Origin of the sequence: Nonomuraea sp. WAC 01424, from assembly GCF_003947315.1 — a bacterium.
Classification (GTDB): Bacteria; Actinomycetota; Actinomycetes; order Streptosporangiales; family Streptosporangiaceae; genus Nonomuraea; species Nonomuraea spiralis.
In genome coordinates this window covers 16542-39836 of sequence record NZ_QHHZ01000015.1, presented here as the reverse complement: position 1 = coordinate 39836, position 23295 = coordinate 16542, and the positions used below count along the sequence as shown (strand labels likewise).

The 23295-nt window shown below is 70.6% G+C and carries 23 protein-coding genes; 4 read left to right on the top strand and 19 right to left on the bottom strand.

Annotated features, from left to right (window positions below):
* Nucleotides 1–36: 36 nt before the first annotated feature.
* The 5 genes from DMB42_RS35680 to gap all read right to left on the bottom strand — a co-directional run bounded on the left by DMB42_RS35680 (nucleotide 37) and on the right by gap (nucleotide 3799).
* Nucleotides 37–381, bottom strand: a complete 345-nt coding sequence (locus DMB42_RS35680; RefSeq protein ID WP_103961760.1) for an RNA polymerase-binding protein RbpA — start codon at nucleotides 379–381, stop codon at nucleotides 37–39.
* Nucleotides 382–455: 74 nt separating this feature from the next.
* Complete coding sequence (secG, locus tag DMB42_RS35675; protein ID WP_090942947.1) at nucleotides 456–686, bottom strand: preprotein translocase subunit SecG; 231 nt, start codon at nucleotides 684–686, stop codon at nucleotides 456–458.
* Nucleotides 687–785: 99 nt separating this feature from the next.
* A complete protein-coding gene (gene tpiA, locus DMB42_RS35670; RefSeq protein WP_125642155.1) occupies nucleotides 786–1568 on the bottom strand; it encodes a triose-phosphate isomerase in 783 nt (260 codons plus the stop codon).
* 1 nt (nucleotide 1569) lies between these two features.
* Nucleotides 1570–2757, bottom strand: a complete 1188-nt coding sequence (locus DMB42_RS35665; RefSeq protein ID WP_312024782.1) for a phosphoglycerate kinase — start codon at nucleotides 2755–2757, stop codon at nucleotides 1570–1572.
* Nucleotides 2758–2794: 37 nt separating this feature from the next.
* Nucleotides 2795–3799, bottom strand: a complete 1005-nt coding sequence (gene gap / locus DMB42_RS35660; RefSeq protein ID WP_125642149.1) for a type I glyceraldehyde-3-phosphate dehydrogenase — start codon at nucleotides 3797–3799, stop codon at nucleotides 2795–2797.
* A gap of 182 nt (nucleotides 3800–3981) precedes the next feature.
* Here gap and DMB42_RS35655 point away from each other — a divergent pair, with 182 nt between their 5' ends.
* Entirely contained in the window at nucleotides 3982–4629 is a 648-nt protein-coding gene (locus tag DMB42_RS35655) for a hypothetical protein (protein WP_125642146.1), read from the top strand.
* Nucleotides 4630–4713: 84 nt separating this feature from the next.
* Here DMB42_RS35655 and whiA read toward each other — a convergent pair whose 3' ends face one another.
* The 7 genes from whiA to DMB42_RS35620 all read right to left on the bottom strand — a co-directional run bounded on the left by whiA (nucleotide 4714) and on the right by DMB42_RS35620 (nucleotide 11145).
* A complete protein-coding gene (gene whiA / locus DMB42_RS35650) occupies nucleotides 4714–5694 on the bottom strand; it encodes a DNA-binding protein WhiA (protein ID WP_125642144.1) in 981 nt (326 codons plus the stop codon).
* A 72-nt stretch (nucleotides 5695–5766) separates the two neighbouring features.
* Entirely contained in the window at nucleotides 5767–6723 is a 957-nt protein-coding gene (gene yvcK, locus DMB42_RS35645) for a uridine diphosphate-N-acetylglucosamine-binding protein YvcK (protein ID WP_185845049.1), read from the bottom strand.
* An 11-nt stretch (nucleotides 6724–6734) separates the two neighbouring features.
* Complete coding sequence (gene rapZ / locus DMB42_RS35640; protein WP_125642141.1) at nucleotides 6735–7601, bottom strand: RNase adapter RapZ; 867 nt, start codon at nucleotides 7599–7601, stop codon at nucleotides 6735–6737.
* 43 nt (nucleotides 7602–7644) lie between these two features.
* Nucleotides 7645–9573, bottom strand: coding sequence for an excinuclease ABC subunit UvrC (gene uvrC / locus DMB42_RS35635; protein WP_396984645.1), 1929 nt, complete (start codon nucleotides 9571–9573; stop codon nucleotides 7645–7647).
* 82 nt (nucleotides 9574–9655) lie between these two features.
* Nucleotides 9656–10078 (bottom strand): Rieske (2Fe-2S) protein, encoded by a 423-nt coding sequence (locus DMB42_RS35630; protein WP_260478145.1) that lies wholly within the window; start codon nucleotides 10076–10078, stop codon nucleotides 9656–9658.
* A gap of 76 nt (nucleotides 10079–10154) precedes the next feature.
* Nucleotides 10155–10610: a Rieske (2Fe-2S) protein gene (locus DMB42_RS35625; protein ID WP_125642132.1), complete on the bottom strand. Its 456-nt coding sequence runs from the start codon at nucleotides 10608–10610 to the stop codon at nucleotides 10155–10157.
* Between the two features lie 118 nt (nucleotides 10611–10728).
* Entirely contained in the window at nucleotides 10729–11145 is a 417-nt protein-coding gene (locus DMB42_RS35620; RefSeq protein ID WP_260478144.1) for a Rieske (2Fe-2S) protein, read from the bottom strand.
* A gap of 220 nt (nucleotides 11146–11365) precedes the next feature.
* Here DMB42_RS35620 and DMB42_RS35615 point away from each other — a divergent pair, with 220 nt between their 5' ends.
* Nucleotides 11366–12082, top strand: coding sequence for a DUF2306 domain-containing protein (locus DMB42_RS35615; RefSeq protein ID WP_125642129.1), 717 nt, complete (start codon nucleotides 11366–11368; stop codon nucleotides 12080–12082).
* A 1-nt stretch (nucleotide 12083) separates the two neighbouring features.
* Here DMB42_RS35615 and uvrA read toward each other — a convergent pair whose 3' ends face one another.
* Nucleotides 12084–14924, bottom strand: coding sequence for an excinuclease ABC subunit UvrA (gene uvrA, locus DMB42_RS35610; protein ID WP_125642126.1), 2841 nt, complete (start codon nucleotides 14922–14924; stop codon nucleotides 12084–12086).
* 216 nt (nucleotides 14925–15140) lie between these two features.
* Between uvrA and DMB42_RS35605 the strand changes: the two genes are divergently transcribed.
* A complete protein-coding gene (locus DMB42_RS35605) occupies nucleotides 15141–15932 on the top strand; it encodes a maleylpyruvate isomerase family mycothiol-dependent enzyme (RefSeq protein WP_125642123.1) in 792 nt (263 codons plus the stop codon).
* Nucleotides 15929–16585 (top strand): MBL fold metallo-hydrolase, encoded by a 657-nt coding sequence (locus tag DMB42_RS35600; RefSeq protein WP_125642120.1) that lies wholly within the window; start codon nucleotides 15929–15931, stop codon nucleotides 16583–16585. Before DMB42_RS35605 ends, DMB42_RS35600 begins: the two co-directional genes overlap by 4 nt.
* Nucleotides 16586–16697: 112 nt before the next feature.
* On the opposite strand, the gene pssA is transcribed toward DMB42_RS35600, so the two are convergent.
* From pssA to DMB42_RS35570, 6 genes are all read right to left on the bottom strand, one after another.
* A complete protein-coding gene (gene pssA / locus DMB42_RS35595) occupies nucleotides 16698–17525 on the bottom strand; it encodes a CDP-diacylglycerol--serine O-phosphatidyltransferase (protein WP_125642117.1) in 828 nt (275 codons plus the stop codon).
* Nucleotides 17512–18153 carry a phosphatidylserine decarboxylase gene (locus DMB42_RS35590; RefSeq protein ID WP_185845030.1) on the bottom strand — a complete coding sequence of 214 codons (642 nt, stop codon included), beginning with the start codon at nucleotides 18151–18153 and terminating at the stop codon, nucleotides 17512–17514. Before DMB42_RS35590 ends, pssA begins: the two co-directional genes overlap by 14 nt.
* Nucleotides 18154–18261: 108 nt before the next feature.
* The gene (locus tag DMB42_RS35585) at nucleotides 18262–19245 is read right to left on the bottom strand and encodes a TerC family protein (protein ID WP_125642111.1); all 984 of its coding nucleotides are present in this window, start codon (nucleotides 19243–19245) and stop codon (nucleotides 18262–18264) included.
* 175 nt (nucleotides 19246–19420) lie between these two features.
* Nucleotides 19421–20521, bottom strand: coding sequence for a glycosyltransferase family 4 protein (locus DMB42_RS35580; protein WP_125642109.1), 1101 nt, complete (start codon nucleotides 20519–20521; stop codon nucleotides 19421–19423).
* Between the two features lie 257 nt (nucleotides 20522–20778).
* Nucleotides 20779–22371, bottom strand: coding sequence for a murein biosynthesis integral membrane protein MurJ (gene murJ / locus DMB42_RS35575; protein ID WP_125642106.1), 1593 nt, complete (start codon nucleotides 22369–22371; stop codon nucleotides 20779–20781).
* A gap of 72 nt (nucleotides 22372–22443) precedes the next feature.
* Complete coding sequence (locus DMB42_RS35570) at nucleotides 22444–23295, bottom strand: hypothetical protein (RefSeq protein WP_125642103.1); 852 nt, start codon at nucleotides 23293–23295, stop codon at nucleotides 22444–22446.

Genomic DNA, 23295 nt, shown 5'->3' with positions numbered 1-23295 from the left:
CCGGTGACCAGCACCGGGGCCCTTCGGACGGCTCGCCTACCAGGGGGACTTGTTGTTGCGCAGGCGCTCCAGTGCCTCCTCGAGGATCGCCTTGCCGTCCTTGTCGCTCCGGCGCTCCTTCACGTAGGCCAGGTGCGTCTTGTACGGCTCGTTCTTGGGCGGGGCAGGCGGTGCCTCCTCGTCCTGTCCGGCTGGGAGGCCGCAACGGGGGCAGTCCCATGTCTCGGGGACCGCCGCGTCGCTGGCGAAACTGGGGCGCGTCTCGTGCATGTTGGCGCACCAGAACGAGACCCGCACTCTCGGAGCTGCCTCGCCGCGCTCGGCCTCCCCCATAGGGCCGGCGCCGACTCGGCTGCCACGGATCGCGTTGCCACTACCCACGGATGAACTCCTCGCTCGATCGCCCCGCGTCGTGACACGGGGGGAGAATCACTGTCACGCGTTAACCAGTTGTCTTACGGCCTCATGAGCAGGCCGAGCGCGATGATGCAGACGAACCAGACGGTGCCCGTGATGACGGTCAGCCGGTCGAGGTTGCGCTCCACCACCGAGGAACCACCGAAGTTCGACGAGAAGCCACCGCCGAACATGTCAGACAGGCCGCCACCCTTGCCCTTGTGGAGCAGGACGAGCAGGATCATGAGACCGCTCGCCAGGATGAGGGCGATGGAGATTCCGATTTCCACGGTATGCCTGTTCCTTCAGTGCTCTGTTACGCGTGACGATTCAAACTTGCCTCTTGAGGGTACGGCCTGTTGTCAAGTCGCACCCTCAGAACGACTCAGTTAGCCAGGCAATTCGGAGAATCGGCAGATCTTGGCGAACTCCCCGGCATCGATGCTGGCACCGCCCACGAGCGCGCCGTCGACATCGGGTTGAGCCATGATCCCCGCGATATTGCCGGACTTGACCGAGCCACCGTAAAGGATACGGACCGCGGAGGCCACTTCGGGGTCGTAGAGCTCCGCGAGTCTGACCCGCAACGCTCCGCAGACCTCTTGGGCGTCCTCCGGGGTGGCCACCTCGCCCGTGCCGATCGCCCACACGGGCTCGTAGGCCACCACTATCGATTTTGCCTGCTCGGCGCTGATTTTGCGCAGGGCGCCGTCGAGTTGGCCGAGACTGTGCGCGATGTGGCCGCCCTCTTGGCGTACGGCCAGCCCCTCGCCCACGCACAGGATGGGCGTGAGCGAGTGCCGGTAGGCCGCCTGCACCTTGGCGTTGACGAGGTCGTCGTCCTCACCGTGGTACTGGCGCCGCTCGGAGTGGCCGATGACCACGTACGTGCAGCCGAGCTTGGCCAGCATGACGCCCGACACCTCGCCGGTGTAGGCGCCTCCGTCGTACTGGGACAGGTCCTGGGCCCCGTAGACGATGCGCAGCTTGTCGCCGTCGACCAGCGTCTGCACGCTGCGCAGGTCGGTGAAGGGCGGCAGCACCGCGACGTCGGTACGGTCGAAGTCCTTGTCGCTGAGCGCGAAGGCCAGCTTCTGGACCAGGGCGATGGCCTCAAGGTGGTTGAGGTTCATCTTCCAGTTGCCGGCCATGAGCGGCTTGCGCTGGGCCATCTCAGTCCTCCAGAGCCGCGAGTCCGGGCAGGGTCTTGCCTTCAAGGTATTCCAGGCTGGCGCCGCCGCCGGTGGAGATGTGCGAGAAGCCGTCCTCGGGCAGGCCCAGCCTGCGCACGGCGGCCGCGGAGTCGCCGCCGCCGACCACCGTGAAGGCGCCGGAGCCGATCAGCGCCTCGGCCACCGCACGGGTGCCGTCGGAGAACGCGTCGAACTCGAACACGCCCATCGGCCCGTTCCAGAAGACGGTCTTGGCGTCGGCCAGCTTGCTCGCGAACAGCTCGCGCGTCTTCGGCCCGATGTCGAGCCCCTCGCGGTCGGCCGGGATCGCCGTGGCCTCGACCACGTCGTGCTCGGCGTCGGCCGCGAAACCGGTGGCCGCCAGCACGTCGACCGGCAGCACGAGGTCGACGCCCCGCCTGCCGGCCTCGGCGAGGAAGCCGCGCACCTGGTCGAGCTGGTCCTCCTGGAGCAGCGAGCGGCCCACCTCGTGGCCCTGGGCCTTGAGGAAGGTGTAGGCCATGCCGCCGCCGATCAGCAGCCGGTCGACCTTGGTCAGCAGGTTGGCGATGACGCCGAGCTTGTCGGAGACCTTCGCCCCGCCGAGGACGACCACGTAGGGACGCTCGGTGTCCTCGGTCAGCCTGCGCAGCACCTCGACCTCGGCCACGATCAGCCCGCCGGCCGCGTGCGGCAGCAGCTTGGGCACGTCGTAGACGCTGGCGTGCTTGCGGTGCACCGCGCCGAACCCGTCGCCGACGTAGAGCTCGGCCAGCGCGGCCAGCTTCTCGGCGAACGCGCCGCGGGCGGCGTCGTCCTTGGACTCCTCGCCCGGCTCGTAGCGCAGGTTCTCCAGCAGGGCGACCTGGCCCTCCTGGAGGGCCTCGACCGTCTCGCGCGCGCTGTCACCGACCACGTCGGCGGCGAAGGCGACGTCCTGGCCGAGCAGCTCGACCAGGCTGGTGGCCACCGGCCGGAGCGAGTACTTCGGGTTGGCCTGGCCCTTGGGCCTGCCCAGGTGGGCGCAGACGACGACCTTGGCGCCACGTCCGGCCAGCGCCTGGATCGTCGGCACCGACGCGCGGATGCGGCCGTCGTCGGTGATCGTCTCCCCGTCGAGCGGGACGTTGAGGTCGGCGCGCACGAGCACGCGCCGCCCCTTGACGTCGAGATCGTCGAGCGTGCGCATGCTCATGCTCCTGTTCCCGCCTCGGCCCTGACCACGCTCACAGGCCGCGGCCGACCAGCTCGATCAGGTCGGCGAGGCGGTTGGAGTAGCCCCACTCGTTGTCGTACCAGCCGACGACCTTGACCTGGTTGCCGATGACCTTGGTGAGGCCGGCGTCGAAGATGCAGGAGTGGGGGTCGGTGACGATGTCGGAGGAGACGATCTCGTCCTCGGTGTAGCTGAGGATGCCCTTGAGCGGGCCCTCGGCGGCGGCCCTGACCGCGGCGTTGACCTCCTCGACGGTGACCTCGCGGCTGACGTCGACGGTGAGGTCGGTGGCCGAGCCGGTGGGGATCGGCACGCGCATGGCGAAGCCGTCGAGCTTGCCCTTGAGCTCGGGCAGGACCAGGCCGATGGCCTTGGCGGCGCCGGTGGAGGTGGGCACCACGTTGAGGGCGGCGGCGCGGGCGCGGCGCAGGTCCTTGTGCGGGCCGTCCTGGAGGTTCTGGTCCTGGGTGTAGGCGTGGATCGTGGTCATCAGACCCTTCTCGATGGTGAAGGTGTCGTGGATGACCTTCGCCATCGGGGCCAGGCAGTTGGTGGTGCAGGACGCGTTGGAGATGATCGTGTGGCTGGCCGGGTCGTAGTCGCCGTCGTTGACGCCCATCACGACCGTGACGTCCTCGTTCTTGGCGGGCGCGGAGATGATGACCTTCTTGGCGCCGTTCTCGGCGTGCACCCTGGCCTTGTTGGCGTCGGTGAACAGGCCGGTCGACTCCACCACGACGTCGACGCCGAGGTCGCCCCAGGGCAGCTTGGCCGGGTCGCGCTCCGCGAACACCTTGATCGCCTTGCCGTCGACGGTGATCTCGTCGCTGGAGGACTTCACCTCGTACGGCAGGCGGCCCAGGATGCTGTCGTACTTCAGCAGGTGGGCGAGCGTCGCGTTGTCGGTCAGGTCGTTGACCGCGACGATCTCGATGTCCTTGCCGCTGGCGGCGACCGCACGCCAGAAGTTGCGACCGATGCGGCCGAAGCCGTTGACGCCTACGCGGATGCTCACGGAAACCGATCTCCTCGAACAGATGGCGGTTGAATCTCAACCACGAACACTATCGGACCCAAATTGGTTTAGACCACTGCAGGTGCCGCCCTGCGTATCCCCGTTCGGGCGGCGTAATTTGCGAGCTTCGAGTAAAGTGCCCGACTCGTCGGAGTAAATTCGTGCATTCTCTGGGGGCTGAGATGTCACATAAGCGGTCCGGCCTGCTTCCTGGACTGATCGCGGGGCTGGTCGCCACGCTGGTGTGCGCGGCGGGGCTGGGGTTCGCGGTGCTCTTCCAGGACCGGCTGCCGAGGGCCGTGGCCACGCTGGGCAACGGCCACGCGCTGTCGGTCACGCTGTCGCTCGTGATCGCGCTGCTGGTCGCCCTGGCCGTGGGCGCGGCCAGGCCACGCAACCGGGCGCTGCCGGTGGTGGCCGCCCTGTACGCGGCCGCCGCCGTGGCCGGGGGCCAGATCTCGGGCGCGTCCATCATGATCGGCGCCGCCCGGCGCGCACCCGCGTCCGGCACGCACTCCTCCCCCCGGTTCGGTGACATCACGGCCGCCAACGCCGGCGAGGGACTTCCCCACGCCCTGGCGGTCTACCGTGAGCCGCCGGCGCAGACGTGGCAGATGTGGTTGTACATCGCGGTGGCGGCCGTGGCCGCGCTCCTGCTGGTCACGCTGCGCGTCCTGCGCGTACGCCGGGCCGACCGGGCCGAACCGGCCGCGGAGACGACGGACGAGCCCGAGCAGGAGTACCGGGCGCCGTTCGAGCCCGCGCAGGCGCCGGCCCAGCAGGCGGGTGGCGGCGACCTGTTCACACCGCGCAAGCCCGCCAAGGACTGACCGCCGCGAGGGGCGCGTGCGCAGCCGTACGGGATGGGGGAGTCCCGGAACGGCGTCGCGCGCGCCCGCACGGCGGCAGGGCGGCTACGGGGCCAGCATGTCGACGGTGAGGTTGGCCTCGGTGTTGGGGATGCCCAGGTCGGAGGCGCGCTTGTCGGCCATCGCCAGCAGCCGCCTGATGCGCCCGGCGATGGCGTCCTTCGTCAGCGGCGGGTCGGCGATCTGCCCCAGCTCCTCCAGCGACGCCTGCTTGTGCTCCACCCGCAGCCGTCCGGCGACCACCAGGTGGTCCGGCGCCTCCTCGCCGAGGATCTCCAGCGCCCGCTGCACCCGCGCGCCCGCCGCGACGGCCGCCCGGGCCGAGCGCCGCAGGTTGGCGTCGTCGAAGTTGGCCAGCCGGTTGGCGGTCGCCGCCGCCTCGCGCCGCATCCGGCGCTCCTCCCAGGCCAGCACGCTGTCGTGCGCGCCAAGCCGGGTGAGCAGCGCGCTGATCGCGTCGCCGTCGCGGACCACGACCCGGTCGACGCCGCGCACCTCCCTGGCCTTGGCGTGGATCTTCAGCCGCCGCGCCGAGCCCACCAGCGCGAGCGCCGCCTCGGGCCCCGGGCAGGTGACCTCCAGGGACATCGAACGCCCCGGCTCGGTCAGCGAGCCGTGCGCCAGGAAGGCGCCGCGCCAGGCCGCCTCCGCGTCGCAGGCCGCGCCCGCCACCACCTGCCGGGGCAGGCCGCGCACCGGACGCCCGTGATTGTCGATCAGGCCCGTCTGCCGGGCCAGCGCCTCACCGTCGCGGTAGACGCGCACCACGTAGCGCGAGCCCTTGCGCAGCCCGGCCGGCGCCAGCACGAGCACCTCGGCCTTGTGCCCGAACACCTCGCCGATGTCCTTGATCAGCCGCCGCGCGGTGGCGTTGGTGTCGAGCTCGGCCTCGATCACGATGCGCCCGCCCACCAGGTGCAGGCCGCTGGCGAACCGCAGCAGCGTGGAAACCTCCGCCTTGCGGCAGCACGGCTTCAGCACCGGCAGGCGGCTCAGTTCGTCCTTCACCACACCTGTCATCGCCATAAGCGTTAGTCCTTCCCCCATTCAGACCGGCTCTCGCCAGTCTCTCGCACCTTCGCGCCACGCCGACCAGGATCAACGCTTCTGGAGGAAAATCTCGTCCAGGACGGAGGCAAGACGTCGTGGGTCATGCCGGGGCGAGCCGTCGGCCGCGGCCACGTCGGCCAGGACGAGCCGGGCGCCGAGGGCGGCCGCGGCCTTGTCCAGGGCGTCGAGGTCGTCGACCACGCCGGTGTCGGCGAGCACGATGTCGAAGGCCAGGTCGGGGGCGTGCTGGCGGAGCACGTCCAGGTGTTGCTGGGGGGAGAAGTCGTCGGTCTCGCCGGGCTGGGGGGCCAGGTTGAGCGTGACGAGCCGCCGGGCCCTGCTCTCGTGCAGCGCACGGGCCAGCTCGGGCACCTTCAGGTGCGGCAGCACGCTGGTGAACCACGAACCCGGCCCGAACACGAGCCAGTCGGCCTCCTGCACCGCCGCGACCGCCTCGGGCCGCGCGGGCGGGTCTTCGGGGACCAGGGAGATGGCCTGCACCCGGCCGGGGGTCAGCGCGCAGGCGACCTGCCCGCGCACGGTCGAGGTGACGCCGTCGAGCTCCACCTCGGCCACGATGTCGAGCGGGACCGAGGCCATCGGCAACACCCTGCCGTGCGCGCCGAGCAGCCGGCCGACCCAGTCGAGCCCGGCCACCGAGTCGCCGAGCAGCTCCCACAGCGCCACGATGAGCAGGTTGCCCACGGCGTGGCCGTGCAGGTCGCCCTCACTGCGGAAACGGTGCTGGACGACCTCGCTCCAGGTGATGCCCCACTCGTCGTCGCCGCACAGCGCGGCCAGGGCCATCCGCAGGTCGCCGGGCGGCAGCACGCCGAGCTCGCGGCGCAACCGGCCGCTGGAGCCGCCGTCGTCGGCCACGGTCACCACGGCCGTCAGCCGGTCGGTGACGACCCGTAAGGCCGACAGCGAGGCGTACAGGCCGTGGCCGCCGCCCAGGGCCACCACACGGGGGCCGTTCAGCGGGTGGGGAAGGGCCGCCTCCATACGTTCATGGGTCACTCCCGCCCCACATCCCGGTGACTCACCTGGACCTCCATGCCGCGGTCGGGCAGGCGGGCGGCGACCTGCTCGGCCATGGCCACACTGCGGTGCTTGCCGCCCGTGCAGCCCACCGCCAGGGTCGCGTAGCTCTTGCCCTCGCGGGTGTAGCCGTTGGCCACCACCTGCAGGACCTCCTCGTAGGCGTCGAGGAACTCCTTGGCGCCCGGCTGGCCGAGCACGTAGTCGCTGACCGGCGCGTCGAGGCCGTTCATCGGCCGCAGCTCGGGCACCCAGTGGGGGTTGGGCAGGAAACGGCAGTCGACGACGAGGTCGGCGTCGACCGGCAGGCCGTACTTGAACCCGAACGAGACGACGTTGAGCCGCAGCCCGGGACGGTCCTCGCCGCCGAAGTAGGCGACGATCTTGTTACGCAGGTCGTGCACGTTGTGGGACGAGGTGTCGATCACCAGGTCGGCGTTGGCCCGCACCTCGCGCAGGATGCCGCGCTCGCGGGTGATGCCGTCGACCAGGCGGCCCTCGCCCTGCAGCGGGTGGGGCCTGCGGACGTTCTCGAACCTGCGCACCAGCTCCTCGTCGCTGGCCTCGAGGAAGACGACCCGTACGCGCACGCCACGGCCCTCCAGCTCCTCGATGGCCGCGTTGAGGTCGGTGGTGAAGGCCAGGCTGCGCACGTCGACGACCGCGGCCACCTTGTCGGCGGCCAGCTTGACCTTGCCCGCCTCCTCGGCCATCGCGAACAGCAGCCCCGGCGGCAGGTTGTCGATGACGAACCACCCCAGGTCTTCCAGCGCCTTGGCGGCCGTGCTGCGCCCCGCCCCGGACATGCCGGTGACGATGACGAACGCCGGCTCGGTGCTCATGGCCTCACTCCGTTCGCCGACACCTGCGCTCCCTCGCGGGTGTTCACGATGTCTCTCCCTTCAGCGTCGACACGATGACCTCCGCGATGGACGGCCCGATGCCGGGCACCTCGCAGATCTCGGCCGCGCTGGCCTCGCGTAGCTTCTTGACGGAGCCGAAGTGCTTGAGCAACGCCTGCCTGCGCGCCGGCCCGAGGCCCGGCACGCTGTCGAGCGCGCTCTCCTTCACCGTCTTGGACCTCTTGGAACGATGGTAGGTGATGGCGAACCTGTGTGCTTCGTCGCGCACGCGTTGCAGCAGGTAGAGACCCTCACTTGAACGAGGCATGATCACCGGCTGGTCGTCTCCGGGCAACCACACCTCCTCCAGCCGCTTGGCCAGGCCGCACACCGAGACGTCGTCGATGCCGAGCTCGTCGAGCGCCCGCTGCGCGGCGGCCGCCTGGGGGCCCGCGCCGTCGACGACGACCAGGTTGGGCGGGTAGGCGAACTTGCGCGGCCTGCCGGTCTCGGGGTCGATGGGCCCGTGGCCGTCGTCGTCCTCGGCGGCCAGCTCGCCGGTGGCCGAACGTTCCTCCAGGTAGCGGCGGAACCGCCGCATGATCACCTCGTAGATCGAGGCGACGTCGCCCTCCTTGGTACGGACCGCGAAGCGCCGGTATTCGCTCTTGCGCGCCAGACCATCCTCGAAGACCACCATGGACGCCACGACGTTCTCGCCCTGAAGGTGGGAGACGTCGTAGCACTCGACGCGCAGCGGCGCCTGGTCGAGGTCGAGCGCGTCGGCGATCTCCTGCAGCGCCTTGCTGCGCGTGGTCAGGTCGCCGGCGCGGCGGATCTTGTGCTGGGCCAGGGACTCCTTGGCGTTGCGCTCGACGGTCTCCATCAGCGACTTCTTGTCGCCACGCTGCGGCACGCGCACCTCGACCCGGGCCCCGCGCTGCTCGGTCAGCAGCTCGGCCACCGCCTCGGCGTCGGGCGGCAACGCGGGCACGAGCACCTCGCGCGGCATCGACTCGGGGCCGGCCTCGCCGTACATCTGCAGCAGGAACTGCTCGACCAGCTCGCCGGGCGAGTTCTCCTCGACCTTGTCGACCACCCAGCCCCGCTGCCCCCGGATGCGGCCCCCGCGTACGTAGAAGACCTGGACGGCGGCCTCCAGCGGGTCTTCGGCCAGCGCGATCACGTCGGCGTCGGTGGCCTCGCCGAGCACCACGGCCTGCTTCTCCAGGGCCCGCTGGAGCGCCTGGATGTCGTCGCGCAGCCGGGCCGCCCGCTCGTACTCCTGCTCGCCGGCGGCGTCGCGCATGTCCTTCTCGAGGCGCTTGATGAAACGGGTGGTGTTGCCCGCCATGAAGTCGCAGAAGTCTTCGGCCAGCTCGCGGTGCTCCTGCGGGGTCACCCGGCCCACGCACGGCGCCGAGCACTTGTCGATGTAGCCGAGCAGGCACGGCCGGCCGATCTGCCCGGCCCGCTTGAACACCCCGGCGCTGCACGTGCGCACCGGGAAGACGCGCAGCAGCAGGTCGACGGTCTCGCGGATGGCCCAGGCGTGCGAGTAGGGGCCGAAGTAGCGGGTGCCCTTGCGCTTGGCGCCCCGCAGGACCTGCACCCGCGGGAAGTCCTCCCCCATCGTCACCGCGAGGTAGGGGTAGGACTTGTCGTCGCGGTACTTGACGTTGAAGCGCGGGTCGAACTCCTTGATCCAGGAGTATTCGAGCTGCAGCGCCTCGACCTCGGTGCCGACGACGGTCCAGTCGACGTCGGCGGCCGTGGTCAGCATCGACTGGGTGCGCGGATGCAGCGCGGAGAAGTCGGCGAAGTAGGAGTTGAGCCGCTGCCGCAGGCTCTTGGCCTTGCCGACGTAGATCACCCGGCCGTGCGCGTCCCTGAACCGGTAGACCCCCGGCGACTCGGGGATCGAACCTGGAATGGGCCGGAAACTCAAGGGGCTGCCCGCTGCTCTCGCCACGGTCAAAGAGTAGTCGGCCCCACCGACAAGCCGGCCCGCCGAGCCTTCCGGCGGCACGACGGGACCGCACCGGCCGACCGGGTCACGCGAGCGTGATCTGGTCGCCCTCCACCTTGATCTGCTGGGCGGCCAGCGGCTTGTCCGCCGGTCCGTCGGCGACCGAGCCGTCGGCGATGTTGAACTTGCTGCCGTGGCACGGGCACACGATCGCGCCGTCGGCGACGCTGCCCACCGGGCAGCCCTTGTGCGTGCAGATCGCGCTGAAGGCCTTGAACTCGCCCGCCGTCGGCTGGGTCACCACGATCTTCTGGTCCTTGAAGACCGTACCGCCGCCGACGGGGATGTCGGCGGTCTTGGCGAGCGCGCCACCGGCCTGCGGGGCGCTGGACTGCGGGGCGCTCGACTGGCCGCCCGCGTCGGGGGCCGTGGCGGCCGGTGTCTCGGCGCTCCCGCCGCAGGCGCTGATGGCCAGGGCCAGCCCGGCCGCGCCCACGCCCGCTATCACTGCCCTACGGCTTCGAAGGTCATCTCCCATGCGTCCCACCCAACCGCAGGCAGGTGAGAAATTCATGAGATGGGGATTAGGCGAGTCTGATCTTGCCGTCGGCCACGGTGATCTTCTTCTCGGCGAGCGGCTCGCCGGCGGGCCCGTCGGCCACCGAACCGTCCTCGATCTTGAACTTGCTGCCGTGGCAGGGGCAGTTGATGGTCCCGTTCGAGACGGCGGCGACCGTGCAGCCCGCGTGGGTGCAGATCGCCGTGAACGCCTTGAACTCCCCCTCCGCCGGCTGGGTCACCACGACCTTCTGGTCCTTGAAGACCTTGCCGCCGCCGACCTGGATGTCGCCGGTGTCGGCCAGCGCCTTGGGCTTCTTCTTCGCCGCCTTCTTCGTGGGCTCCGACGACGGCTCCTCGGCGGCCGGCGCCTCGTTCGCGGCCGTCGTCGGCGAACCGTAGCTCGCGCACGCCGTCAGAACCGCCGCGAGCCCGGCGCCTCCGGCGCCGAGCATGACCGTCCGGCGCGTCGTTTCCGTCATGGTGCGTCCTCCCAGGTCTCGGTCTCATCTCCAGGTACGGCCGGCGCCCCGGCACCGGTTCAGCCTGAACGAGTCGAATCCCGCGAACCACGCACAATTACCCAGAAGCGATCCGTCCTCAGACCACGACGATGCCGTCGCCCTCGACCTTGACCTGGTAGACGGTCAGCGGCGCGGTCGCCGGCCCCTTGGTGGCCTTGCCGCTGTCGGCGGCGAACTCGCTGCCGTGGCACGCGCACGTGATGACGTTGTCCTTGGGCGTGCCGACCATGCACCCCTTGTGCGTGCAGACCGCGCTGTACGCCTTGTAGACGCCCTGCGTGGGCTGCGTCACCACGATCTTCCACTCGTTCACGAGCTTGCCGCCGCCGACGGGCACGTCCGCCGTCTTGGCGATGACCTTGCCCTTGATCGTCGACACCTGCTGCGCCTTGGCGTCACCCGCGCCGCACCCGGCCAGCGCCAGCCCGCACGCGGCGATCCCCGCCACGCCGAGCATCTCGCGGCGGCCGAGCCCGCTGTCGTTTTCGGGCATGGCTTCGCCCTGATTCGTTACCGTCATGAATTAGCCGACCCTTCGCGTCTCCGCCGACCCCCAGCAGGTCAGGCCATTACCCGTGCGTCAACTTTATTGGCCCCACCCCTCGGTCCGCCCATCGGGTGACCGCCGCGAGGGCCGGGCCGGTCAAGGAGCGGACGGCGATCGGTCAGCACGCGGTATGCCCGCGGTCAGCACGGCGGCCGAGCCTGGGCGCATGACTCTCACCGAGACCCCCGCGCCCGACACGTCCAAGCCGCGCTGGTGGCGCCGCCCGTGGGTGGCTCCGCTCGTGGTGGTGGCGATCGCGTTCGTCGCCTTCTCCCTGCCGCCCTACCTGTCGCTGGACCCGAGCAGGTCCAGGGTGCCGGCCCCCGGCTCCTTCCCACCGCACTTCGCGGTGCTCTCCTTACATGTCATCTTCGGCTCGATCGCGATGATCTCCTGCTGTCTGCAGGTCTGGCCGTGGTTCCGCGCCCGCCACCCCCGCGCCCACCGTCTCATCGGCCGTGTGTACGTCTTCGGCGGCTGTCTGCCCGGCGGCCTGCTCGGCCTGGTGGTCAGCCTGGCCACGCCCTTCGGCCCGGTGACCAGGGCCAGCGGCGTGGTGCTGGCCCTGGTGTGGCTGGGCTGCACGGTGGCGGGCTGGCGGATGGCCAGGCAGCGCAGGTTCGTCGATCACCGCAGGTGGATGATCCGCAGCTTCGCCCTGACGATGTCCATCATCACCAACCGCCTGTGGGGCGCGGTGTTCGTGATCACCCTGTCCCCGCAGCTCGACACGACCTTCCACGGCGACCAGGAACTGCTGGCCGGGACCGTGGGCGCGCTGAGCGCCTGGCTGGGCTGGGTGCTGCCGCTGCTGCTGGCCGAGTGGTGGCTGGAGCGCGGCGACGCCGCCAGACGTCGCCGCCGCGCCCAAGCCGCCGTGTGACTCAGAGCGAGAGGATCTTCCGCAGGAAACGCCCGGTGTGGCTCTCGTTGACCAGAGCCACCTCCTCGGGGATGCCCGCGGCGACCAGCGTGCCGCCGCGGGACCCGCCTTCGGGGCCCATGTCGATGATCCAGTCGGCGGTCTTGATGACGTCGAGGTTGTGCTCGATGACGATCACCGTGTTGCCGCCGTCGACCAGCCGCCCGAGCACCCCGAGCAGCCGGCGGATGTCCTCGAAGTGCAGGCCGGTGGTGGGCTCGTCGAGCACGTAGATCGTCCGGCCGGTCTGGCGGCGCTGCAGCTCGGAGGCGAGCTTGACGCGCTGGGCCTCGCCGCCGGACAGCGTGGTGGCCGGCTGCCCGAGCCGTACGTAGCCCAGGCCGACGTCGTTGAGCGTCTGCAGGTGGCGCTTGATCGCCGGGATCGCCTCGAAGAAGCCCAGCGCCTCCTCGATCGGCATGTCGAGGACCTCGGAGATCGTCTTGCCCTTGTAGTGGACCTCCAGCGTCTCCCGGTTGTAGCGGGCGCCGTGGCAGACCTCGCAGGGGACGTAGACGTCGGGCAGGAAGTTCATCTCGATCTTGATGGTGCCGTCGCCCGCGCACGCCTCGCAGCGCCCGCCCTTGACGTTGAAGCTGAAGCGCCCCGGCTGGTAGCCGCGCACCTTCGCCTCGGCCGTCTGCGCGAACAGCTTGCGCACATGGTCGAACACCCCGGTGTACGTGGCCGGGTTGGAACGCGGCGTACGCCCGATCGGCGACTGGTCGACGTGGACGACCTTGTCCACCTGGTCCATGCCGTTGATGCGGGAGTGGCGCCCCGGCACCGTGCGGGCCCCGTTGAGCTCCTTGGCCAGCGCGTTGTAGAGGATGTCGTTGACCAGCGTCGACTTGCCGGACCCGGACACCCCGGTCACCGCGGTGAACATGCCCAGCGGGAACTCGATGTCGACGCCCTTGAGGTTGTGCTCGCGCGCGCCCTTGACGGTGATCTGCCGCTTCTTGTCGCGCTTGCGGCGCTTGGGCGGGATCGGGATGCTACGGCGGCCCGACAGGTACTGGCCCGTCATCGACTCCTCGCTGGCGAGGAGCTCCTGGACGGTGCCGGACACGACGACCTGGCCGCCGTGCTCGCCGGCGCCCGGCCCGATGTCGACCACCCAGTCGGCGGCGGCGATGGTGTCCTCGTCGTGCTCGACGACGATCAGCGTGTTGCCCATGTCGCGCAGCCTGATCAGCGTGTCGAGCAGGCGCATGTTGTCACGCTGGTGCAGCCCGATGGACGGCTCGTCCAGCACGTAGAGGACACCGACCAGGCCCGAGCCGATCTGCGTGGCCAGCCGGATGCGCTGCGCCTCGCCGCCGGCGAGGGTGGCCGCGGCGCGGTCCATGGTGAGGTAGTCGAGGCCGACGTCGAGCAGGAAGCCCATGCGGGCGTTGATCTCCTTGACCACCCGCTCGGCGATCTGCATGTCGCGGTCGGACAGCTTGAGCTCGGCCAGGAACTTCGCGCACTCGCCGATGGACATGGCCGCGACCTCGGCGATCGACCGGTCGTCGACCGTGACGGCGAGGGTGACCGGCTTGAGCCTGGCGCCCTTGCAGGCCGGGCACGGGATCTCGCGCATGTAGCCCTCGAAGCGCTCGCGCGTGGCGTCGCTCTCGGCCTCGGCGTGCCGGCGCTGCACCCAGGGGATGACGCCGTCGAAGGTCGTGTAGTAGGAGCGCTGGCGACCGTAGCGGTTGCTGTAGCGGACGTGCACCTGCTCCTCGTGGCCGAACAGCAGCGACTTCTGGGCCTTCTTGGGCAGCCGCTCCCACGGCGTGTCGAGGGTGAACCCGACCGTCAGGCCGAGCGCCTCGATCAACCTGACGAAGTACTCGCTGGTGTGGCCGCCCGACCACGGGTGCAGCGCGCCGTCGCCGAGCGTGCGCTCGGGGTCGGGCACCACCAGGTCGGGGTCGACCTCCATCTTGGTGCCGAGGCCGGTGCACTCGGGGCAGGCGCCGAAGGGCGAGTTGAAGGAGAACGAGCGCGGCTCCAGCTCCTCGAACGACAGGTCGTCGTAGGGGCAGTAGAGGTGCTCGGAGTAGAAGCGCTCACGGCCCGGGTCGTCTTCCGGCAGGTCGACGAACTCCAGCGTGATCGTGCCGCCGGACAGCTGCAACGCGGTCTCGACGGAGTCGGTGAGCCGGCGCCGCGAGGACTCCTTGACCGACAGGCGGTCGACGATGACCTCGATGTCGTGCTTCTCGTACTTCTTCAGCGTCGGCGGCTCCTCCAGCCGCACGACCGTGCCGTCGACCCTGGCCCGGGCGAAGCCCTTGGTCTGCAGCTCGCGGAACAGCTCGGCGTACTCGCCCTTGCGGCCGCGGACGACGGGGGCGAGCACCTGGAAACGGGTGCCCTCCTCCAGGTCCATCACGCGGTCGACGATCTGCTGCGGCATCTGCCGCGCGATCGGACGGCCGCAGGCGGGACAGTGGGGCTTGCCGATGCGCGCCCACAGCAGCCGCAGGTAGTCGTAGACCTCGGTGATGGTGCCGACGGTCGAGCGGGGGTTCTTGCTGGTGGCCTTCTGGTCGATGGACACCGCGGGCGACAGGCCCTCGATGAAGTCGACGTCTGGCTTGTCCATCTGGCCGAGGAACTGGCGGGCGTAGGCCGACAAGGACTCGACGTAGCGCCGCTGCCCCTCAGCGAAGATCGTGTCGAAGGCCAGGCTCGACTTGCCAGAGCCGGACAGGCCGGTGAAGACGATCAGAGAGTCTCGCGGCAGGTCGAGCGAGACGTCCTTGAGGTTGTGTTCTCGTGCACCACGCACGATCAGGCGGTCTGCCACGGCGATCCCGGAGGTCGAAAGGCGGATAGGTCCACGGGGGATGGTAGACGGGGGCACCGACATTTTCGGCGACCCGCTTCCCGGCCCCCGAAAACCGTCCCTCACAGGTTACGGCCATCTCCCGCGTCGGCAGGAGCCCTTTGAGAGTCAACCAGTTGACCTGCTGCTTTATGCCCTGCCCACACGACGGACACCCTAGATGGGAAATATCAAGACATGACCGTTCTGCCCGCTGTACAGGCCGAACTCGCCGCCGCGACCGACCGGCTGCTGGCCACGGCCGCGTCCCTGTCCGACGCCGACGTCGCCGCGCCGTCCCTGCTGCCCGGCTGGACCAGGGGCCATGTGCTGGCCCACGTGGCGGGCAACGCCCGTTCCCATCTCAACCTGCCGACCTGGGCCAGGACGGGGATCGAGACCCCGCAGTACCCCTCGCCGGAGGCGCGGAGCGCCGAGATCGGGGCCGCCGCGGCCCGGCCGGCCGCGCGGCACCTGGCCGACCTGGAGGACAGCGCGGACCGCCTGGCCGCCGCGATCCGCGACCTGCCGTACGAGGCGTGGTCCGCGACGGTCCAGGGCCTGCGGCCGCCCACGCATCCCGCCTGGTACGTCCTGATACGCCGCCTACGCGAAGTCGGCATGCACCACGTGGACCTGGGCACCGGGTACGGCCCCCGCGACTGGCCGGAGACGTTCGTCCGCCGCGAACTGCACGACCTGCGCCTTTCGTGGCCGTACGGCCATGGAACGGTGAGCGAGGTCGTCCTGACGGGCGAGCCGGGGCAAAGGTGGCGCAACCTCGGTCAGGGCCCCGCCGTCCGGGGCGCGCCCGCCGACATGCTGGCCTGGTTGACGGGAAGGTCGGATGGCCGGGGCGTTACCCTGGTGCCCGCGGGGCAGTCGTCGACGCCTGGTGACGGTGGCGCGCTCCTCCCCGAGCCGCCACCGTGGCTGACGATGCCGGCCCCCGCTGACCTGCCCGCGACGCCCCCGAAGGACTATCCATGACCTACACCGGCGACGTCCGGGTCGGCGGCCCCGCCGATGTGCGCGAGCTGCCCGCCCTGACCATCTCCAAGCTGGCGGTCGGCCCTCACGACAACAACGCCTACCTGCTGCGTTCCACCGAGACCGGCGACGAGCTGCTGATCGACGCCGCCGCCGACGCCGACCGGCTGCTGGCGCTCGTGGGCGACCAGCCGCTCGGCGCGATCGTCACCACCCACCAGCACGGCGACCACTGGCAGGCCCTCGAACAGGTCACCAGGGTCACGGGCGCCGAGGTGATCGCCCACCCGCTCGACGCGCCCGCCCTGCCCGTCCCGGCGGTCCGCACGGTCGGCCACGGCGACACGATCTCGCTCGGCCCGGTCAGCCTGGAGGTCATCCACCTGCGCGGCCACACCCCGGGTTCGATCGCCCTGCTGTACGACGGCGGCCCCGACGGCCACCACCTGTTCACCGGCGACTCCCTGTTCCCCGGCGGCGTGGGCAACACCGGCAAGGACCCCGAACGTTTCGAGCGCCTCTACACCGACGTGGTCGAGCGGATCTTCGACCGCCTGCCCGACGACACCTGGGTCTACCCCGGCCACGGCAAGGACACCACGCTCGGCGCCGAGCGTCCCTCACTGCCGGAATGGAAGGCCAGGGGCTGGTAGCTCATCGGCCCGCGGCCAGGGCGATCCCGCCCTGGCCGGTCTGCGCCGCGGCGTGTCCGCACGCGGCCTGGCGACATGAGTCCATCAACACCGAAGATGGACGAAAAATCGCCTAGTTGCCGATCCGCTCGGCTTCCTTGCGCAGCTCCCGCTTGTAGAACAACATGCGCAGCGGGATCGCCGCCACGAGCGCGATCTGCATGCTCGCGCCGATCTTGATCGGCAGGTCGCCGCCTTCCGGCCAGGCGACCCAGAACGTGAGGAACGCCACGTTCACCATGATCCACCCGAGGACGACCGCCGCGAGCTGTCCCTTCGGCTTGGGGTACTCGATGCGACTGACCATCAGCCAGGCCACGCCGAGCACCGCGAACAGCGCCCAGATGCTCGGCTGGAACAGCAGCACGATCGAGATCACGGTCATGGCGCCCATCGGGATGGGCAGGCCCATGAAGTCGCCGCTCTTGGTCTTGACGCAGGCGAAGCGGGCCAGGCGTACGACACCGGCGACCAGCACGGCCGCGGCGGCGGTGACCACCGCGATGAACGGCACCGAAGGCGGCGCGCCGACACCCCAGATCACGACCATGAACGCGGGCGCGAACCCGAAGCTGATCACGTCGGCCAGGTTGTCCAGCTCGGCGCCCATCGCCGAGGCGCGGAAGCGCCGCGCGACGAGACCGTCGAACAGGTCGCAGGTCGCGCCGATGAGCAGCAGGACGATGGCGGTGGCGAAGTAGCTCGGCGTGGGCGTGAACTTGCCGTCCGCGACCGTGAGCTGCTGGATCGCCGAATAGGCGAGCACGCAGACCGCGAGGAACCCGCAGACCGCGTTGCCCAGCGAGAGCGAGTCGGCGGCGGACAGGCGGAACGCCTTGCCCACGGGACCGCGCGGCTCGTCCTCGCCCGCCTGCCAGCTGCCGGCGTCAGCCGTGGTCAATTCTGGTCACCCCCGCAACCGTCTTCTCGCCCACGGTGACCGCGGGCGAGATGCCTTCGGGAAGGTAGATGTCGACCCGCGAGCCGAACCGGATCAGACCGATGCGCTCAGTCTGCGTCACCTTGGCCCCGGCGCTCAGGTACGGCACGATCCGGCGCGCCACCGCGCCCGCGATCTGCACCATCTCGATGTCACCCAGCGCGGTCTCGAAATGCCACACCACGCGTTCGTTCTGGTCGCTGTCCTTGTTGAACGCCGGCAGGAACCCACCTGCCACATGCTGCACGGAGGTGACATTTCCCGCAAGAGGGGCACGATTGACGTGCACGTTCAGGGGGCTCATGAAGATCGCGACCCGGGTGCGGCCGTCCGGCCAGGGGTCGATGCTCTGCACCACGCCGTCGGCCGGCGACAGGATGCGCCCCCGGCCCGGAGTGCGGTCGGGGTCGCGGAAGAACCAGAGCATGCCACCGGTGAGCGCGCCCAGCGGCGCCGCCGCCAGGGCCCAGCGCCGGTCTCGGCGCGTCAGCAGCGCGGTGGCGGCCGCCGCGGCCGCCGTCGGGAGGAGCCACGGGGAGACCCCGCGTGCGAGCCTGACGCGGCTCGGCTTAGCAGAATCGTCTGACACGTACAACCTTTGGTGGTGACTGGACTAGGCGCTTTGCCATGCCGTTACGGAACTCGCAACTATTACACGGCGCAACTACACAAGCAAAGCCCCTCGATAGCCGTTTCGCTAGACCTGCTCCGGGTGCGTTTGCTCGCCCTCGCCGCTCATCATGCGGGCTTTGATCAGGCTCGCCACCGTGGTGATCGCCATGGTGGAGCCGATGACCGTGAGCGACACCCAGATGGGAATTTCGGGTGCCCAGGAGACGCCGCTGGCATGCAACGCCTCCATTATCAGCTTAACCCCGATGAACCCGAGGATGAACGCCAAACCATAGCTGATGTAGACGAGCCGCTGCAGCAACCCACCCAGCAGGAAGTAAAGCTGACGCAGCCCCATCAGGGCAAATGCGTTGGCCGTGAAGACGACGTAGGGGTCTTGGGTGAGCCCGAAGATGGCCGGAATCGAGTCGAGGGCGAACAGCAGGTCGGTGGTCCCGATGGCGACCATCACGATCAGCATGGGCGTCACCATGCGGCGGCCGTCGATCTTGACGGTGACCTTGGAGCCGGCGTACCCCTCGGTGGTCGGGAACGCCCGGCGTACCCACCTGAGCAGGACGTTCTCGTTGAACTCCTCTTCCTCGCCCTTGAGGTGCTGCCGGATCAGGTTGACGGCGGTGTAGACGAGGAAGGCGCCGAAGACGTAGAAGAGCCAGCTGAACCGTTCGAGCGCGGCGGCCCCGAGGGCGATGAAGATGCCGCGCATGACCAGCGCGAGCACGATGCCGACGAGCAGCACCTTGTGCTGGTAGGCCCGCGGCACCGCGAACCGGCTCATGATGATGAAGAAGATGAACAGGTTGTCGACGCTCAAGCTGTATTCAGTGATGTACCCGGCGAAGAACTCCCCCGCCTTGTCGGCCCCGAACGTGGCCCACAACCCCACGCCGAACAACGCGGCCAGGGCGACATAGAAGGTGACCCAATATCCGGCCTGCCGCATGGAGAACTCACGGGCTTCACCGCGGTCGACGATCCACAGGTCAAAGGCGAGGACGACCAACAGACCGCCGATGACGGCGATCCAGGCCCACAAGGGTACGGTCACGGTTCACAACCTCCGGCATGCATGACTCATTGCCGGAGGTCTCTCCCGCCCGCCGAGAACGCGGACCGGCAGCCCCGGGGGCCCCGTGGATCGGGGCTGCACCGTGATGACGGGGCTGTCGCGAAGGGATACTCCCCTCCCTAACCCACGCAGTATACGCCGACATCTTGACCTTTCATCCAATCGATCTTGCGGCCTCGTACACCCCGAGCACGCTCTCCACGGCATCGTCACCGTCCGGCAACTCGCGCCCTCGCCTGGCCGCCGCCTCCGCCATCGTCCGCGCGATCCCGGGCTCGGCGAGCACCTTCCGCAGCGCGCCCCGCATCCCCTCGGCGTCTCCGTACGGGACCAGCGTCCCGGCGTCGCCGACCAGCCACGGGATCCCGCCGACCGCGGAGGCGATCACCGGCTTGCCCGCCATCAGCGCCTCGCTGAGGCTGAGCGGCAGCCCCTCCCACCGGCTGCAGTTGACCACGACGGCGGCGGCCGCGAGCAGGTCGGGGACGTCGTCCCGGTCGCCCAGGAGCAGCACCGGAAGCCCCCGCTCCCGGATCCGCTCCTGGAGCTCCGTCCGCAGCGGCCCCTCCCCCGCGACGGCGAACAGAGGCACCGGCGCCTCCCAGGGCCCCGCCGCCACCTCCAGCAGGGTGTCGAACCCCTTCTGCTGGGCGAGCCTGCCGACGGTGAGCACCAGAGGCCGATCTCCCGCCCCCAGTTCCTCCCGGACCTCGTCGGGGGTACGGCGGGCGGGCCGCAACGCGGGCGCGGGCACGACCGCGTCCGCCACCTGTCGAGCTCCCAGGGCGGTCATCCGCTCCCCCAGGTCCGGCGAGACCACCAGCACCCGATCGGCCCGCCGCGCGACCACCCGCTCCAGCACCCCGTAGACGAACCCGACAAATCCACCAGCGGTCAACGCATTGTGCAACGTCACCACCAATCTCCCAGAGCCCGCCCGCCGGCGTCCTGCCCCGCTGAGCGCCAGCCCCGCCAGGGCCCCGGCTCGCAATCCATGGGCGTGCACGACGTCGGCATCCCGCGTGAGCCGCCGGATCGCGAACACCGCCCGCAGGTCGTTGAACGGATGCGGCCGATCGGAGACCGGCACCTCGGCGAACGCGGCCCCGGCCTCCCGATAGGAGAACGCCTTCTCTACGCTCCCCGGCCCAACCACGGCCACCTGGTGCCCGCGGCGTACCAGGCCCTCGACCAGCATGCGTACGTGCCGTCCCGTACCACCCGATGTGGTCCCCACCACAAAAGCCACCCGCACGCCCCGCTCCTTCGCCCTCACGAGAACCCCGAGCCACACCCGCAGCCCGAACCAGAACCGTAGCCCGATCCCCTCACTGCCACCCCCGAAGCCCATCGGCCCCGCCGCTCCCCGAGACGGAAGGACCCAGGAAGCCGGTCAGCTTTCGGGCCGTCGAAAGCCACCACACCCGCCATCACAGAAGAACGAGACCTCCGGGAAAACCACCCGCCCGCAGCAGGGCCCTGCGCGGATCAGCCCCCGGGACCCTACGCGGATCAGCCACCCCTACGGAGCAGCCCCACCACACCCCTGGCGTCGGCCCGGTCCACCACCGCCACGACAACCACCCCGACGACCACGGCCACCGCCGCCGCCAGCACCGCCGCCCCCACGTTCGGCCAGATGCCCGAAGCGCCGAGCCAGGACACCACCCTCGCCCCGGCCAGATACCCCAGCACGCCGCCGCCCACCGCGGCCCCCGAGGCCCTGAGGAGCCCCGCCGCGGCCCCGCTCCCCCGCGCCCGCACCACGGACGCGAGCAGCAGCACCCCACCGGCGGTCATGCCCACGCTCATCCCCAGCGCCATCCCGCCGATCTTCCACTCCAGGGGCAGCACCAGCACGAGGACCGTCTGCGCGACGATGACGACCAGCCACCCCGCCACGGTCCCGGTCGCCGCCGCCCGCCCGAGCCCGGCCGCGTAGAGCACCCGGCTCAGATGGGTGATGAGCCCGTAGCCGACGATGCCCGGCGCGAACAGCGCGACCGCCAGGGCGAGCTGAGCCGGGGGCACCTGGGTCTTGCCCCCCAGGAACACCACCGCCCCGGGCCCGGACGCCGCCGCCAGCACCCCGGCGGCCAGCCCGCTCACCAGCACCACGGCCCGCGTGGTACGGGCCGCCAGCGCCGAGAACGCGACCTCGTCACCGGCCTGTGCCGACAGGCGGGGGAACGCGCTGGTGGCGATCGGCACGGCCAGCACCGCGTACGGCACCAGGTAGATCGCCCACGCGTAGTTGTAGACGGTGATGGCCCCGTTGCCGATCGCCTTGTTGGACAGCAGCACCACGACGATCATGGCGGCCTGCTGGGCCAGCAGCGCCGCGACCCCGGCCAGGGCGAGCCTGCGCACCTGCCCGGCCACACCGTCGGGGAAACGTAAGGTGGGCCGCCAGCGCAGCCCCAGCCGCGACACTGGCCCGACCACGGTCAGCACGAGCGCGAGCACGCCCAGGCTGGTGCCCACCGACAGGGCCAGCTCGGCGGGCCCGGGCACCGTGGCCGGATCGACCTTGCCCAGGCTGAGCGGCACGAACAGCAGGTACGCCACGATGACCACGATGCTCGACACCAGCGGCGCGACCGCGGGCCCGGCGAAGCGCTTGTGCGACTGCAACACGCCGTAGAGCACCACGGCCACGCCGTACAGAGGGATCTGGGGGGCGAAGACGACCAGCATCCGCGTGGCGAGGGCGACGACGCTGGCCGTATCGCACCCCTTGACGGCTTCGCCGAAGAACAGCCCGATGATCGGCCCGGCGAACAGCGCGGTGAGCGCCCCCAGCGGCACCAGCACCACGACCACCCACGTCAGCAGCGCCGAACTGATGGGCCCGGTGCGCTCGCGCGAGGCGGCGGACCCGGCGAGCACCGGCACCACCATGCCCGCCAGCGCGCCGCCGACGACCACCTCGAAGACGATGTTGGGGATCTGGTTGGCCGTCATGTAGGCGGTGGACAGGCAGTTGGTGCCAACCGTCTGGGCGAAGGCGTACTGCTTGGCGAAGCCGGCGATGCGCGCCAGCACGGTGAGCGCCCCGATGAGCACGGCGCCACCCGCCACGCCCCGCGCCGTCACACCCCGCACGCGGCCTCCCCCGCCCAGCATCCGGTCACGCCGACATCCTGGCAGGTGCCACCGACAATCGTGCGCGGAGGGTCACACGTGGTCGACGGGACGCCGCCCGAGCATGTCGATGCGGTTGAGCACCGGGTTCGCGGCGATGACCTTGGTGAAGCTGACCTTCTCCGAGGCGGCGGTCAGCGCCGCGACCGTGCCCAGCAGGACGAGCCTGCCCGGCCTGCCGAGCTTGGTGACCGCGGCCAGCCCGAGCAGGGCGCCGAGGGAGTTGGCGCCCGCGTCGCCGAGCATCGCGCGCTCGCCGAGGTCGTCGGGCAGCAGCGCCGCGGCGGCCCCCAGCGGGACGGCGGCCAGGGCGGCGGCCGAGGGCGACGACCGCAGCAGCGAGACGGCAAGCAGCGGCCCGCCGGCCAGCAGCCCGACCTTGATCGCCCGGCCGGGACGCAGGTCGAACAGGTTGGCCAGGTTGGCCGCGCCCGCGATGGCCGCGCCGTTGACCAGCGTGTCGAGGGGCCCGTCGGAGACGAGGGCGGCCGCGCCGAGCCCGGTGGCGCCGATGCCGAGGATCTTTACGGCGCCGCTGGTGACCTCACCGCGGGCCAGGGCCGTCAGGTGGCCCTTGAAGCCCTTGGAGGAGGTGGTGCCGTAAAGGTCGTCGTAGGCGCCGAGGGCGCCCGTGCCGACGCCGGCCAGCGCCGCGGCCAGCCGGGTACGCGGCGTCAGGCCGGGCGTGAGCGCGGCCGCCGCCCCGGCGCCCGCCACGAACGCGGGCCCCTCCAGCAGGGTGATGGGCTCACCGCGGTGGTTCTTGCGCGTCCAGCGCCCGCCGAGGTCGGCCGGCCGGTTGCGGGTGAAGGCGGAGTAGGCGGCGCGGGCGGCGGCGGCGCCGATCGCGGCGCCGGCCAGCGCGTAGAGCAGGCCACGGGCCAT

Bases quoted from the DNA above. Each gene is read 5' to 3' on its own strand.
- tpiA (WP_125642155.1), bottom strand. From the start codon at position 1,568: ATGGCCCAGCGCAAGCCGCTCATGGCCGGCAACTGGAAGATGAACCTC.
- DMB42_RS35665 (WP_312024782.1), bottom strand. From the start codon at position 2,757: ATGCGCACGCTCGACGATCTCGACGTCAAGGGGCGGCGCGTGCTCGTG.
- DMB42_RS35655 (WP_125642146.1), top strand. From the start codon at position 3,982: ATGTCACATAAGCGGTCCGGCCTGCTTCCTGGACTGATCGCGGGGCTG.
- whiA (WP_125642144.1), bottom strand. From the start codon at position 5,694: ATGGCGATGACAGGTGTGGTGAAGGACGAACTGAGCCGCCTGCCGGTG.
- yvcK (WP_185845049.1), bottom strand. From the start codon at position 6,723: ATGGAGGCGGCCCTTCCCCACCCGCTGAACGGCCCCCGTGTGGTGGCC.
- rapZ (WP_125642141.1), bottom strand. From the start codon at position 7,601: ATGAGCACCGAGCCGGCGTTCGTCATCGTCACCGGCATGTCCGGGGCG.
- DMB42_RS35625 (WP_125642132.1), bottom strand. From the start codon at position 10,610: ATGACGGAAACGACGCGCCGGACGGTCATGCTCGGCGCCGGAGGCGCC.
- DMB42_RS35620 (WP_260478144.1), bottom strand. From the start codon at position 11,145: ATGCCCGAAAACGACAGCGGGCTCGGCCGCCGCGAGATGCTCGGCGTG.
- DMB42_RS35615 (WP_125642129.1), top strand. From the start codon at position 11,366: ATGACTCTCACCGAGACCCCCGCGCCCGACACGTCCAAGCCGCGCTGG.
- DMB42_RS35605 (WP_125642123.1), top strand. From the start codon at position 15,141: ATGACCGTTCTGCCCGCTGTACAGGCCGAACTCGCCGCCGCGACCGAC.
- DMB42_RS35600 (WP_125642120.1), top strand. From the start codon at position 15,929: ATGACCTACACCGGCGACGTCCGGGTCGGCGGCCCCGCCGATGTGCGC.
- DMB42_RS35570 (WP_125642103.1), bottom strand. From the start codon at position 23,295: ATGGCCCGTGGCCTGCTCTACGCGCTGGCCGGCGCCGCGATCGGCGCC.